Annotated in this window: 14 protein-coding genes; 1 reads left to right on the top strand and 13 read right to left on the bottom strand. The window is 56.9% G+C overall.

What is annotated here, in order from left to right:
- Positions 1-126: 126 nt before the first annotated feature.
- A complete protein-coding gene (locus B3Z17_RS00685; protein ID WP_286828130.1) occupies positions 127-693 on the top strand; it encodes a hypothetical protein in 567 nt (188 codons plus the stop codon).
- 66 nt (positions 694-759) lie between these two features.
- On the opposite strand, the gene B3Z17_RS00680 is transcribed toward B3Z17_RS00685, so the two are convergent.
- From B3Z17_RS00680 to pyrC, 13 genes are all read right to left on the bottom strand, one after another.
- Positions 760-1542, bottom strand: a complete 783-nt coding sequence (locus tag B3Z17_RS00680; protein ID WP_286828129.1) for a nucleotidyltransferase domain-containing protein — start codon at positions 1540-1542, stop codon at positions 760-762.
- 60 nt (positions 1543-1602) lie between these two features.
- Positions 1603-2124, bottom strand: a complete 522-nt coding sequence (locus tag B3Z17_RS00675) for a GrpB family protein (protein WP_286828128.1) — start codon at positions 2122-2124, stop codon at positions 1603-1605.
- A gap of 2 nt (positions 2125-2126) precedes the next feature.
- Positions 2127-3278 carry a serine hydrolase domain-containing protein gene (locus B3Z17_RS00670; RefSeq protein WP_286828127.1) on the bottom strand — a complete coding sequence of 384 codons (1152 nt, stop codon included), beginning with the start codon at positions 3276-3278 and terminating at the stop codon, positions 2127-2129.
- A gap of 13 nt (positions 3279-3291) precedes the next feature.
- Positions 3292-4059 (bottom strand): alpha/beta fold hydrolase, encoded by a 768-nt coding sequence (locus tag B3Z17_RS00665; RefSeq protein WP_286828126.1) that lies wholly within the window; start codon positions 4057-4059, stop codon positions 3292-3294.
- Positions 4059-4874 carry a bifunctional hydroxymethylpyrimidine kinase/phosphomethylpyrimidine kinase gene (gene thiD / locus B3Z17_RS00660; protein ID WP_286828125.1) on the bottom strand — a complete coding sequence of 272 codons (816 nt, stop codon included), beginning with the start codon at positions 4872-4874 and terminating at the stop codon, positions 4059-4061. Before thiD ends, B3Z17_RS00665 begins: the two co-directional genes overlap by 1 nt.
- A gap of 17 nt (positions 4875-4891) precedes the next feature.
- Positions 4892-6235 (bottom strand): phosphoglucosamine mutase, encoded by a 1344-nt coding sequence (gene glmM, locus B3Z17_RS00655; protein ID WP_286828124.1) that lies wholly within the window; start codon positions 6233-6235, stop codon positions 4892-4894.
- A 101-nt stretch (positions 6236-6336) separates the two neighbouring features.
- A complete protein-coding gene (folP, locus tag B3Z17_RS00650) occupies positions 6337-7413 on the bottom strand; it encodes a dihydropteroate synthase (protein ID WP_286828123.1) in 1077 nt (358 codons plus the stop codon).
- Between the two features lie 57 nt (positions 7414-7470).
- Positions 7471-9375 (bottom strand): ATP-dependent zinc metalloprotease FtsH, encoded by a 1905-nt coding sequence (ftsH, locus tag B3Z17_RS00645; RefSeq protein ID WP_286828122.1) that lies wholly within the window; start codon positions 9373-9375, stop codon positions 7471-7473.
- Positions 9376-9523: 148 nt separating this feature from the next.
- Positions 9524-10801 (bottom strand): tRNA lysidine(34) synthetase TilS, encoded by a 1278-nt coding sequence (gene tilS / locus B3Z17_RS00640; protein ID WP_286828121.1) that lies wholly within the window; start codon positions 10799-10801, stop codon positions 9524-9526.
- A 23-nt stretch (positions 10802-10824) separates the two neighbouring features.
- Entirely contained in the window at positions 10825-11697 is an 873-nt protein-coding gene (locus B3Z17_RS00635) for a tetratricopeptide repeat protein (protein WP_286828120.1), read from the bottom strand.
- Positions 11698-11873: 176 nt separating this feature from the next.
- Positions 11874-12431, bottom strand: a complete 558-nt coding sequence (pal, locus tag B3Z17_RS00630; RefSeq protein ID WP_286828119.1) for a peptidoglycan-associated lipoprotein Pal — start codon at positions 12429-12431, stop codon at positions 11874-11876.
- Positions 12432-12643: 212 nt separating this feature from the next.
- The gene (locus tag B3Z17_RS00625; RefSeq protein ID WP_286828118.1) at positions 12644-13279 is read right to left on the bottom strand and encodes a LysE/ArgO family amino acid transporter; all 636 of its coding nucleotides are present in this window, start codon (positions 13277-13279) and stop codon (positions 12644-12646) included.
- Between the two features lie 27 nt (positions 13280-13306).
- The gene (pyrC, locus tag B3Z17_RS00620; protein WP_286828117.1) at positions 13307-14389 is read right to left on the bottom strand and encodes a dihydroorotase; all 1083 of its coding nucleotides are present in this window, start codon (positions 14387-14389) and stop codon (positions 13307-13309) included.
- Positions 14390-14487: the final 98 nt, after the last annotated feature.

Here is a 14487-nt window from a genome sequence, read left to right as displayed (position 1 = left end):
AATCAGACTGACAAGGGGCCTTCATCGGCCCCTTGTTTTCTTCCGCCTTTCGAAGGGTTCGCGTCCAAGCCCCGTATCACCTTCAACCGCCGGCCCTGCCCGGTCACAATCAGTTGGAGGAAAACAATGCGCGTACGCCCCATTCACTTCATCATCTTTGGAGCTGCCTTTGGCCTCGGTGCCTGTGCAAGCGGGCCGGACCGTGGTCGCAGCGGCCCGCCGCAGATGGACATGAACCCAGCAGCACATGCAGAACGGGTGCAACAAGTTTACCGCCAGTATGTTGAACGCTGGGACTATAACGGGGACGGCGAAGCCACCTGCGAAGACATCAATGTCCAGCGCAGCCGCCTGTTCCGCGTGCTGGACGAAAACAAAGACGGCAAGCTGGTCTCAGGTGAGTATCGCCACGCGAAATTCGAAGACAAAAGTTTCATGTTCTTCGATTTCCTGCGCGTGGATACAAACGGCACCGCTGCCGTGGAACTGGAAGAACTGGTGGCCGTGCCCCACAGCCAGTTCCTGAATGCGGATAATGACGGTGACTGCTATATCAGCCCGCCGGAAGCCATGGCTATGATGCGTGACATGCAGATGGGCGCAGGCGGCGCTGAAGGCCGTGGCCCAGGCGGCCGAGGCGGTAAAGGCGGTCGCGCACCCCGAGGTGGTGGCCCTATGGTTACCGGGGATTAGTCTGAAGCATTAAGCAAATAGTGGGGCAGCCAAGGAAACTGGCCGCCCCGACGTCACACCCAGTTATTATACCGCATGTAAGGGGTACAGGTCACACAGGCCTTCCGGCATGCCGTTAGTTATTTTTTCCGGCACCTGGTCCTCTCTCAGCTCCAGATACAGCTCCATTGAGGCATGAATGGCACTCCTCACAGACTTCGCGCAACAAGCGGGGACTGTGGCGGCAAGCATAGCGCCTCCAATTTCTTCGATACGCCGAACGCCACGTTGGTTTTGCCCATGGCGACGGTGAATCATTGGCCCCAACACTTGATCTCGAAAGAATGAAAGCATGCCGATCGCTTCATAAAACTCGCATCGCATCGCCTTCGTTATTGCGTAGTGCAACCAAATCCAAGCCCGGTCTTCGAACCATTGCGGCGACTGGTTAGGCCATTCAATAATGGCTGCATCCAGTTTTTGCTGAATAAGGTCCATGTTACGCGCCCACAGAACGGCTGGTATTTCAATCCTGGCATCCAGGTCGGACACGGTCACAAACTTCATATCCACATGGAGAAGAGCGTTTTGATAGAGACATATCAAAAGCCGGGGTTCGCCCACATGCTCGCCCGTAAACGCGGACACAAGGACATCAACAGATTCTGCGAGAGCCCTTCGACTCTCCATCACTTCCGGATAAAACTCTTCTTTGACAATAATGACCAAGTCGAGGTCAGAATGCTCGTCAAAGCCTCCATGCACAAGGGAGCCACCGCCTAACAAGGCCTCAAATCTATGATCATTGGAAAAGAATTCACGTGCTTTCTCAATGAAAGTAACGTGCTGGCTGGGTAAAGTGCTAGTCATAACATTCTCCTGGCTAGCACCTCAGAATACTAAAAAGCTCTGTCCTGAATCAACTCCAATTTAGCTTTCCAGGACTTCCACCCATTTAAGCGCGATCGCCTGTATTTCTTCAACGAATGCGCTTTTGGCGTCCTGATAGGCCGGGCCCGGCATTTCAGCCAGGTTGGCCTTCAGGTCTGAATAGGCCTGAGCCATTTCCGGATGTGCCCGCATGAAATCACGGAAGGCGACATGCCGCACAGCATGATGACTTCCTTTTTCAAACACGTGAACATGGTGGGTACGGCGCCCTTCTCCGTCCGTTAGGCGGAAATAGCGACGTCCCGGTATGCCGTATTCGCCTTTGGCTTCAAACCCGGCCTCAAGCATTGCAGGCGTTGCTTCGTCAACAGCATCAACATCAGCCACTTCAACAAGAATATCGATAATGGGCTTGGCCAAGATCCCTGGAATTGCCGTGCTACCTATGTGGGCAATGCACACGGCATTGTTCCCCAGCGCATGCCGAATTACCGGCACCTGTTCATCAAAAGCAGCCTTCCAGCTGGTGCGGTGGGGAACAAGGTGAACCGACTTTGTCATGACTAACGACTCGTAGAAGTCTCAAATTCATCAAGCGCTGCCACCCAGAAGCGGGAAGATAGACGCTCAACTGCACTGGTCTGCGCATTCGCCATGATAGCAAAGCCAAGGTCCAGGTCTTTTGAGTAGGATACGAATGTCCTGAACCCCTTCACACCTCCTGCATGCAGCACAACATCATGGCCATCAACGGCATAGATGCGCCAGCCGAAACCATAATGTGCGTCTGTCAGTTTGCCACGCCAACCGCGGCGCCTGAGTTCACGCGATGTATCCACGCGTTTCTCTGTCACCATTTCAAGGACAGGTGTCGGCAACACCGCGTCGTTATACCCCATCTGGGCCACAACCCATTTAGCCAGATCTTCGATGCTGGCATTCACGCCGGCGGCTGGCGCCACCCGGTAATAATTCCGGTCCACCATCACCCTGATCCAACCGTTCCGGCGCGTGAAAATATGGGGTTCAGCCCGGTTCGCTGTGGAAAGGTAAGCCTCCAGCCCTAGCGAGGCATGCTGCATGCCGAGCGGCTTCAGAAGTCTGCTTTCCACCAGCGACGGATAGCTTTTACCTGTCGCCTGCTCAATGGCCGGCTCAATCAAGCTAAACAGGATGTTCTGATAGCCGTAACAATCCCCCGGCTGGCACATGGGCTCGATCCGGTCAAACCGGGGAACAATCTTATCAAGTGCCCAGCCATCCTCGAGCATATTGTCATAGGCATTTGGGGTGATACCGGCGCTGTGGCTCAAAAGATGCTTCAGCTTTACCTTGTTGGCAAACCCATTTGATTTGAATTCAAGTGCGGGCACGAACTTTGTCACGGGTGCCTCAAGGTCAAGCTTGCCCTCTTTCGCCAGAATTGCCGCAAGGTCTGCCGCGAACGTCTTCGAGACAGACGCAAGGCGGAATACTGTCTGGCTGGTGACCGGCAAATCAGCGTCCACCGCACGCGTGCCATACACCTTCACGGCCACCACGCGACCACCCTTGATAATCGCGTAAGCCGCACCGGGCACCTTGTTGGTTTCCACCTCGTTCAGGAACTCTTTTTCAAAGTCCGGGATCAGGCCGGCAGCCTGTGCGCCAGCCATGCCACCCAAAAGAGCTGCCCCCAAAATACCGCCGAGAATTACTGCCTTCAGACGTTTCACACCCAGTTCCTGTTTAAAGTTCATCTTTCAAAAAACGTGTTATCACACGCGCCACCAGATCAGGTTTTTCTGCATGAAGCCAGTGTCCCGTGCCTTCCACTGAGCGCACAGTGGCTTTAGGGAAAAGTTTCAGGATCGCGTCCCGATGCTCGGCCGTCACATAATCGGAGTCGCCGCCTCGCAGGAACAGAACTGGCGTATCCACCGGGTCCCCTTCAACAGCTGCGCTGATTGAACCGTAGTCATCGCGAATGGCATCAATATTCAAGCGCCAGCGCCAGGTGCCATCATTCCCACGTCGCCAGTTGGTCAGCAGGAAACTGAGCACGTCAGGTTCCTGAACATAAGAGGTCAAAATGGCCTCGGCCCCGGCCCTGTCTTGCGGGGCAGCATCTGCCACTTTCCCCATACCTTCAAGAATGGTGTCATGGTGGTGGCTATAGGCAACAGGCGAGATATCCCCTACCACCATGCGGTCCACCCGGTCCGGCGCAAGCAGCGCCATTTGCATGGCCACCTTGCCGCCCATGGAATGGCCAAAAACGTGCGCCTTATCGATGCCTTCACGGTCCATCACGTCAAGAATATCTTCGGCCATTTCGCCATAGCTGTTGGTGGGCACATGGGGGCTGCGGCCATGGTTACGGTGGTCCACCATCACCATGCGGAACTCATTTTCCATCGCGCGGGCCAAGCCGCCCAAGTTGTCCCCTGACCCGAAAAGGCCATGCAACATCACAAGAGGTGGTCCGTCGCCGCGCGTCCGGTAGAACAGGTCCATCAGTCAATATCCAGACGTACGCGTGCGTGCCCAAGCGGGCCATGACCACCGCCAAAGCCAGGCGCGGCCTTGATAGCCATATGGACGAAGGTGTGAGCTTTTTCAAAAGCGGCTTCCAGGGTCAGCCCTGCGGACAAAAGCGCGGCAACAGCGCTTGCGAGCGTGCAGCCAGTACCGTGGGTATTTGTGGTGTCGATGCGATCACTTGTAATACGGCATTCGCCTTTCGCACTCACCAGTACATCCGTCGAAGTTGCGCCTTCAAGATGCCCGCCCTTGATCAGGACAGCCTCTGCACCTGTATCCAGAATATCATTCGCAGCCGCGATCATGTCGTCCACCGTATTGATCAGTCGGCCGGTCAGCACTTCCGCCTCATTGGCGTTGGGTGTGACAAGGCTAGCATGGGCAATCAGTGTCTTGAACGATGCAACAGCGTCCTTCTGCAACAGCATACTACCACTTGTCGCCACCATCACGGGGTCAACAACCAGGTCGCCATCAAAGGCCACGTCATCAATCACAGCCAGCACGGTCTCAATCACTGCTTTGTCGTGCAACATACCGGTCTTGATTACATCCGCGCCGATGTCGGACAGCACAGCCCGCATCTGCGAGGCCACAATACCCGGCGCCATGGCCTCTACGTCTGTCACGCCCTTAGTGCTTTGCGTGGTCACAGCCGTCACGGCTGTTGCGGCATACTGCCCCAGCATGGTCACCGTTTTGATGTCAGCCTGCAGGCCTGCACCACCGGAGCTGTCTGATCCGGCAACAATCAGTACCCGGCCCATCTGCTTTGGTCTCTGCTCCATGATGTCTGGCCTTCCTGTTAAGCGCTTGCTTCGATCTCGGCACAAATCTGGTCCACCACCCGGTTCACAACGGCTTCGTCATCACCTTCCGCCATTACGCGAATTACCGGTTCGGTGCCCGACTTACGGATCACCAACCGCCCGGTACCGTTCAGGTCGGCTTCTGCGGCAGCTATAGAGGCCTTGACCGGGCCAGTTGCAAGCGGATCGCCGCCCTTGAAGCGGACATTCTTCAACAGTTGCGGCACAGGTTGGAACTGGCGGCAAGCTTCAGAGGCTTTATGGTCAGATTGCTTAATTTCCGTCATCACCTGCAGGGCAGCAATCAGGCCGTCTCCTGTAGTGGCAAAGTCACTTAACACAATATGGCCGCTTTGTTCGCCGCCCACGTTAAAGCCTTTTTCGCGCATACGCTCCACCACATAGCGGTCACCCACCTTGGTGCGTTCCAGCGTCAGGCCTTCGCCCTCCAGCAAGCGCTCGAGCCCCAAGTTGGACATAACGGTACTCACAAGCCCACCGCCCTTCAAAACGCCCCGCTTGTGCCAATTGCGTGTGATGAGCGCCATGATCTGGTCACCGTCCACTATGGCACCGGTCTCGTCGCACAGGATCAGGCGGTCTGCGTCACCGTCCAATGCGATGCCAAGATCTGCGCCTTCAGCTACCACCCGTTGGCACATTGCATCAGGGTGGGTCGAACCACATTCCTTGTTGATGTTGAAGCCATTCGGGTCAACGCCAATTGAAATCACATCTGCACCCAACTCCCACAGCACCATCGGGGCCACTCGGTAGGCCGCGCCGTGGGCGCAATCCACCACCACCTTCAGCCCGTCGAAGGTTACGCCGTTGGGAACCGTTGCTTTGGCAAATTCCACATAGCGCCCGCGGGCGTCCTCAAGGCGGGTTGCCCGGCCCAGCTTTTCGGAAGGCACCAAAGACTTGTGGAAACCATTGTCTACCAGTGCTTCAATTTCCAACTCGGTTTCATCCGACAGTTTGAAACCATCAGGGCCGAAGAATTTAATGCCGTTATCCTGGTGTGGGTTATGGCTGGCGGAAATCATGACACCCAGGTCCGCGCGCAAGCTTTTCACCAGCATGGCAATCGCGGGGGTTGGCATGGGACCAACCATGATCACATCCATCCCGGCGGCGGTGAAACCAGCCGCCAGCGCTGGCTCATACATATAGCCGGATCGCCTGGTATCCTTGCCGATCACCACCCGGTGCACATGGTCCCCACGGCGAAACACCCGGCCTGCAGCCAGGCCCACCTTCATCGCAACATCGGGCGTCATGAAGCCTTGGTTGACCTCACCCCGCATGCCATCTGTGCCAAAATATTTCCGGCTCATACCCAAGTCCCTAATAGTCAAATGAATGGAATTTTAAAATTGAAGGCAATTGTAACCAGTTCGGCCCCAAGCGTCCACTCGGAAGGCGATTTAGTCAGGCGTTATCCCCCTGCCCCCATCATGGCCGCATCATGCATGGCCTGCGAGAGCCTGACCGCCTGAACTGTTTCGGTCACATCATGAACCCGGACAATCTGGACGCCCTGTTCAACACCTTTCAGCACAGCGGCAAGCGAGCCCGGCATGCGTTCAGCCGCCTCCTCGACGCCCGTGATCGCCCCAATGAAGCGTTTGCGTGAAGCCCCCAACAGAACCGGGCATCCCAGCGAGTGAAAGAAGGCCAGGCCGTTCATCAGGGCCAAGTTATCCTGCACCACACGCTTACCAAATCCGATACCCGGATCAACGATCAATCGGCTGCGGTCAATTCCAGCAGCGGTACACGCCTCAATCCTGTCTTCAAGATAGTCGTATACGTCCAGCACCACATTGTCATAGTCCGGCGCGTCCTGCATGGTCTTCGGGGTGCCCTGGGAATGCATCAGGATGATCGGTGCGTCCGTCGCCACGGCTGCTGACATGCTGTCGCCGTCATACGTCAGGGCCGATACATCATTGATGATGTGGGCGCCCGCATCCACTGCCTTTGTCATCACGGTGGAGTGCCGCGTATCGACAGACAACGGGATGCCGTCAGCTGCCAGCGCTTCGATCACAGGCACGATCCGCTCAGCCTCCTCGCCTTCCCATACCGGGGTTGCGCCAGGACGCGTGCTTTCGCCGCCAATATCGATGATGTCGGCGCCTTCAGCCCGCATCTGGCGCGCGCGCCTTATGGCCGCGTCCGTGTCCAGGAATTTGCCGCCGTCAGAAAAGCTGTCCGGTGTGACATTGAGAACTCCCATCACCAGGGGACGGCTGAATCCAAGCGGTGCATCCCGGCCGGGCAGCGCCATGGGTGGGCGCGGTGCGGCATAGCGTTCAAGCTGGGCTTCCGCCAGCGAGCGCACGGCCTCAGGAAGTGGCGCAAGCGCTGACGCCAGGCTATCGGCTGGTACCGTATGGTCCAATTGTATTTTGGCGCCTTCCCGTACGATCAGCCTGAAGGACGGGAAAGACAGCCCGGGAATACCGGAACTGAACCCATGGAGGGTCCCCCAAACGGCACCGACGGGCACGAGATATGCTCTCGCCCCGTCGGTCAATTTTTCTAAAGCTTCAACCGTCACCGGCCGTTAGCCTTCAGGCTGCGGTTCGCCGTGATCAATACCGGCGCTTGGCACAGCCGAAGGCGACGCTGGTGGCACGTCAGACCTGCCGCTAGGCTTCTTTGGTTCGGTCCGTATCTTTTCGCCAGCAATCAGCTTCTTGATCTCGTCACCAGACAGCGTCTCATATTCAAGAAGCGCGTTGGCGATGATATCCAAATGATCACGATGTTCGGTCAGGATCTTCTTGGCCCGATCATTGGCTTCACCAACGAACCGCTTGATCTCTTCATCAATCATCTGAGCTGTTGCTTCTGATACATTCTGCTGCTGCGCCACAGAGTGCCCAAGGAACACTTCCTGTTCGTTGGCAGCATACTGCAGCGGACCAAGCTTGTCTGACATTCCCCACTGGGTCACCATGGCCCGGGCCAGTTTGGTCGCATACTGGATGTCGCTTGACGCGCCGCTGGTGACTTTGTCGTGACCGAAGACGATTTCCTCAGCCACACGACCACCCATGGCAATCGCCAGATTGTCGTGCATCTTCTCACGGCTCTGGGAATATTCGTCCCGCTCCGGCAGGCGCATCACCATACCCAAAGCACGACCGCGCGGGATGATGGTTGCCTTATGGATCGGGTCAGACGCTTTACAGTGCAACGTGACGAGAGCGTGGCCGCCTTCGTGGAAGGCTGTCAGCTTTTTCTCGTCATCAGTCATGACCATGGAGCGACGCTCTGAACCCATCATCACCTTGTCTTTGGCGTCCTCGAATTCCTGCATCGCGACAATTTTCTTACCGCGGCGGGCTGCCAGAAGTGCAGCTTCGTTCACCAGGTTCATCAGGTCAGCGCCTGAGAAACCGGGGGTGCCGCGCGCAATCACATTGATATCCACGTCAGGTGCCAGTGGCACCTTCTTGATGTGCACGCCAAGGATTTTCTCGCGGCCATCGATATCCGGATTTGGTACCACAACCTGACGGTCAAAGCGGCCCGGACGCAGCAGCGCAGGGTCCAGCACGTCTGGACGGTTGGTCGCTGCCAGGATGATGATGCCCTCGTTGGCTTCAAAGCCGTCCATCTCAACAAGGAGCTGGTTCAGGGTCTGCTCGCGCTCGTCGTTACCGCCGCCAAGGCCCGCGCCCCGATGACGACCGACAGCGTCGATCTCGTCAATGAAGATGATGCAAGGCGCGTTTTTCTTGGCCTGTTCGAACATGTCGCGCACGCGGCTTGCGCCCACGCCCACGAACATCTCAACGAAGTCAGAACCCGAAATCGTGAAGAAGGGTACATTTGCCTCGCCTGCAATGGCACGCGCCAGAAGCGTCTTACCCGTACCAGGAGGGCCTACGAGCAGTGCACCTTTCGGGATTTTGCCGCCCAGACGCTGGAACTTTTGCGGGTCTTTCAGGAAGTCCACGATTTCCTCGAGCTCTTCCTTGGCTTCTTCAATACCCGCCACGTCTTCAAACGTCACCCGGCCTTGTTTTTCCGTCAGCAGGCGTGCACGGCTTTTGCCGAAGCCCATGGCCCCGCCACCGCCGGACCGGCCCTGCATCTGTCGCATGAAGAAAATCCATACCCCGATCAGCAGGATGAACGGCAACCAACCGATCATCGCGTTCAGGAGGCCATTTTCCTCACGTTTGATTTCCCTGTAGGTCACGCCGTTGTCGATCGCGAGCCTCAAGAGGCTATCGTCAATCATGAAAGGTGCAGTGACGGTAAATTTCTCGCCTGACCCCTTATAGGTGCCGACGATATCCTGTTCCTGCTTTTCAACGCGGTCCACACGGCCCTGTTCTATCGCTTGCACGAACTCACTATAGGCAAGCTCAGGCGCCTTCGGGGCATTGCCTTGAAACAGATTGTAAAGCGTCACCAGCAGAAGGATGATCAATCCCCAGACCAGCGCGTTTCTCATAAAACCATTCACTATAACTGCCTTTCATATGTCGCCCCTATGGCGGCGACTGCGTCAGATGCATTTATCCTGCATTCTTCCTTTAAAAATGCTTACCCAAGAGATAAGCGTGGCCACCCTCCATGCAAGGGGGAACCGGCCAATAAAGCTACTTTTTCGGCCAACCGTGGGATTTAAGCGACAAGCTTACCGCATTTCCACGGCCCAAGGCTACTTCCAGGTGTGGAACTGCCAACGGATCTTCTCCGTCGAACACCGCCGGCAACACGATCCGAGCCGCAAGCGGCAGGGTTGTCTGCCTGATATCCGGCCACGCTTTCAGCGCCCTGTTCCACCCCTCTTGCCCAAGGGGCCCAATTTCCAGCCCTGCAATATCACCCTTGGCTGAAATATCAAAACGGTTATCCCAGCTGCCGCCCTCTGCCACGGGCACTCGCCCCTGCGCTGCGCGCAGCTCCCGCGTTGCCAGAACTTGCGTGCCCGACACAGGAATAAACTGGACACCATAAAGTGTTAGCCCTGAAAAGCCTGGTGCGCGCATCGCATCAGCGGCGCGCTCCAACTTCTCCATTCTGGGCACATAGCGTTCACCGCTGACTGTCCGACACATGCTGGCAATCGCCCGCAGCATAATTTCTTCAGGCACCGAATCGAACGCGGCAGGGTCGAACATCAGCGTACCGTCATGCCGATATTCTACGTTCTCCGTAAGCCAACGGTTTTCATAATATTCGAGTGCATCCCGGGTACGCCTGAGGCGCCCCGCCGTTGCAGCCAGGCGGTCAGCCCGCAGCCCTTCAAGGGGCGGGTTCTCCAGAAACGAGCGCACTTTTACCCGGTCAAACTGCATGGCCTTGTTGCTGGGATCTTCAAGCCAGCCAACCTTCATGGCTTCAAGCGTAGCCATAAGCTGTTTCTTCGGAACCCCGAGGAGCGGCCTCACCAATGTGATCCGCCCGTCTGTGCCCGGCATGTTTGATGTCGGCGGCATCGCAGCCAGGCCGTATACGCCGCTGCCCCGCGCCAAGCGAAGCAGCAGTGTCTCGGCCTGGTCATCCTGGTGGTGGGCCGTCAGCAGGTACCCAACCCCGTTTGCTACGCACCAATCGTTCATCAAGTGGTAACGAGCAATCCGTGCCTCGGCCTGGATGTTGGCTTCAGGTTTCTTGCCTTGCCAGACCAACCTGTGGCAGGGAATGCCTTTATCAGCCATCAGCTTTTCCAAGGTTGCCGACTCTGCTGCGGATTCTGGCCGCAGTCCATGATCAACTGTCAGGCAGACGACATTGGCAATTTCAGATGCCAGCAGAACAAGACACAGGCTGTCAGGCCCACCGGATACTGCAACAGCAAGTGGGGCGCCATCGGGCACCCCACAGGCGCTAAGCGCCTCTTTCAGGTCTGTTGATGTTAGCCGCTGTGCCAAAGCATCCGCCTGTCTGGTTGTCGCTAGGTCGCGCAGCCGGCTTCGGCAGCCGTCCGCTCGGCCCGAGCTTTCAGGCGGTCTGATGCGTTATCTGCGCTACGGCGAAATTCCGCCAAGGCGTTGCAGGCGTCCGGCTTGCTGCCAAGGCCAATCAGTACATCCGCCAGATCCAGAAGCGCGTCTGCGCGCTTGCCGTGATTGGGATGTTCCTCAATCAGCGCCAGCAACTGCTGTGCTGCCTGCGGCAGGCGCCCTTTCAGCAGGTGAATACGCCCCAACCAAAATTTAGCATTGCCCGCAAGGGAATCATCGGGATGCGCCTTGAGGAACATATCCATGGCCTTGAACCCGCTATCGAGGTCATTTTTCTGGATGAAGCCAAATGCATATTGATATTGATCCGAAGGCTCTCCTTCAGGCAATGAAATTTCCGGCTCCTTGGGTGCTTCATCGACCTTGGCGGCAGGTGCTGTGTCGGCGGGCGTCGTCACCGGCTGGGAATTTGGCTGTGCCGCCTGGCTGGCGCGATAGTCGGCGGCTTCCTGTTGCTGCAGCTGCAATTCGCGACGCAGCAGGTCCAGCGCCTCGTCCAACTGCCGCTGCTTATGCTCAAGCTCTTCCATACGGCCGGTCATGGCGCGCATCTGGCGCTCTACCGTTCCGATCTTGGCTGCTAGATCCGCCAACAGCGTCCTGTCATCAAGACTACCCTGCGCACCAGCTGATGCGCCGGTAGCAGAGCTGGTCGCAGCCCCGCCACGCAGCCGATTTTCAAGGGCGATCATTTCGCGTTCCAGCCGCTCAACCTTGAGCGCCAGCTCCGCACGACTTTGGGCTTCGACCTCAATGGTTACAGACAAAGTGAGAATACAGATGGCAACAACACGCCAGATCATATCCTGGTTCTCCTTAACTGACAGGCCCGCTCAGAACTGGAACGAGTACAGGTATAGTTGTTAAATGCGGCCCGATAATGGCTGCGCCGCACCCCACCAAAGGGGCGTCCGATAAAAAAACAGCCCCGCACCGGCAATCCGGGCACGGGGCCACTTGTCCTGAGTGCGCCTAAGGCTTACTGGACGCGGAGCACACCGCGACGGTTCTGGCTCCAGGTGCTTTCACCGTTACCAACAACAGCAGGGCGTTCTTTGCCGTAGCTGATGGTGTTCATGCGGGAAGCCGGAACGCCAAGGGCGATCAGATAATTTTTGACAGCGCTTGCACGACGCTCGCCCAGCGCGAGGTTATATTCGCGGGTCCCGCGCTCATCACAGTGACCTTCAATCGTGATGCGTACACGTGGGTGACGGCCCAACCATGCCGCTTGCTTCGACAGAGTTGCGCGCGCTTCTGCCGTAATCTCAGAGCTGTCATACTCGAAGAAAACACGGTCGCCAGCGTAAGCTGTCAGGCCTTCCTGACCTTGCACCTCGATTGGGTCCAACGTATCTTGCGTAACCTGGCCCATATCAGGCTGGCTCGGCTGGCCTGTATCTGTCTGCGATTGGTCAGTCGACGTATCCGTGGAGGATGTATCCGTCTCTGGCTCAGGGGTGGATGAACAGGCTGCCAGAATCAGTGCAGCCGCGGAAATGATGGCGATATTTTTGCCCAGGCGCTCGGACTTCATTATTGCTCCCTCCAACGGAGCGGGGGTTCCCCGCGTTTTATACATGTGTCATCGCTCGCCCGGCCTCCCCCTATTAGAAAGCTGGTAAGCGACACCTGAAGTTCGTGGCAACTATAGAACGCGAATCTTTCGCAATCAAGCAATCAAAATAGCTCAAATACTTGTTTCGACGTGAAATTTCCGCCGAATTTTCACAAAAATGTCATGATTGATCAAATCGGCAGGAGGCTGACGAGGGCCCCAAGCGCAAAAAGCCCAATAATTGCCGCGGACACATGGTTAATCATGGTGAGCAGATTGTCGTTTACCTTGTCCCGAAGGTACCGGCCAATCCCCACCAACAGCCCCCACCAGGAACAACTGCCCAGAAACACGCCCATAATCAGCATGATGGCATCGCTCGACGCATGCCCAGAGGCAGCCCCCAAGTCCCCAATCCCGGCAAGGGCATACATGCCCAGAAAACCGAAGAAAACACCAGGGTTAGTAAGCGTCAGAACCAAAGCACCCAACATGCCGCGCTTGACCCCGCCTTCCATGGGTTCGCGGTCCAGGTGCGGATGGGCCCGCCAGATACGCACCGCAAAAACAAGCATGATAGCGGCGCCAACCAGACGCAGCAGTGTGTCATAACTGTCAATGATCGCAAGAAATGCGTTGAGCCCGAGCGCTGCCAGCCCGGCATAAAAGGCATCGCCAAAGGCTGCACCGGTACCGATTGCAAACCCGTCGCGCGCACGTCCGAACAGACTGCGGCGCAGACAGATAATGTTGACAGGGCCGATGGGGGCGGACAGCGCGAAGCCAAATCCCACGCCCCACAAAGCATATTCCAGCCCACCAATCACCAGTATTTACCCCCCACCTGCACTTATTCAGGCGTCTTCAAATCCCGCGAACCGCCATTCCAGCGTTTCGCCGGCCAGGAACGGCACCAGCTCGTTGCCCCCGCCTTCAACCTTTTCCGGTACGGTGACTGGTGCGCGTTCAAGCACGATACGGCGCTCATTGAGTGGCAAGCCATAAAACTTCGGGCCATTTTCGGACGCGAAGGCTTCAAGCTTATCCAGCGCGCCTTCTTCTGCGAAGGTCTTGGCATAGCTTTCCATCGCAAACGGTGCGTTGAATACGCCGGCACAGCCGCAGGCCGTTTCCTTGGCCTCCTTGGTGTGAGGCGCACTATCTGTGCCCAGGAAGAACTTTGTTGAGCCGGATGTCGCTGCCTTCCTGAGCGCCAGACGGTGTTCCTCCCGCTTGATCACCGGCAGGCAATAGAAATGCGGCTTGATCCCCCCCACCAGCATGGCGTTCCTGTTGTACGCCAGATGCTGCGGCGTAATGGTTGCGCCGATATTATCGCCGCTTTCCATGACAAAAGCTGCCGCATCAGCAGTGGTGATATGCTCAAACACCACCTTCAGGCCCGGAAAATCGGCAACGACCTGCTTCATCACCCGGTCAATGAACACGGCTTCCCTATCAAAAATATCCACATGGCTGTCTGTGACCTCGCCGTGCACCAGAAGCGGCATGCCGATGCGCTGCATTTCTTCCAGCACCGGATAAATGTTTTTTACATCGCTGACACCAAAGCTTGAGTTGGTCGTGGCGTTCGCGGGATAGAGCTTGCAGGCGGTAAACACACCTGACGTGAAACCGCTGGAGACCTCAGCCGCATCGATGCTGTCTGTCAGGTAGCATGTCATCAACGGCGTGAACTGGAGATCAGAAGGCACCGCCTTATGGATACGGTCCCGGTAGGCTTCCGCGGCCGCCACGGTTGTCACAGGCGGCGTCAGGTTCGGCATGATGATCGCCCGGGCAAACTGGCGTGCCGTGTAGGCCGCCACCGTTTCCAGCATGGCACCGTCCCGCAGGTGGACATGCCAGTCATCAGGCTGGCGAATAACAAGGCGATCCTTGGTTGCGTCATGGGTTTGGGAAGCGGGCGCGTTCATTGGTGTATCCCTGTTTTTACTTCATACCTACGTGAGGGCTGTTGTAACGGGCTTCGCTGCGCCTTACAACTTGAAAGCCGCAATAAAGTGGCTATGTG

The sequence above is a fragment of the Kordiimonas sp. UBA4487 genome, assembly GCF_002389025.1.
In the GTDB taxonomy this organism is placed as follows: domain Bacteria; phylum Pseudomonadota; class Alphaproteobacteria; order Sphingomonadales; family Kordiimonadaceae; genus Kordiimonas; species Kordiimonas lacus.
Note: the sequence above shows the minus strand (reverse complement) of the source record. Positions and strands in the feature narration are given on the sequence as shown.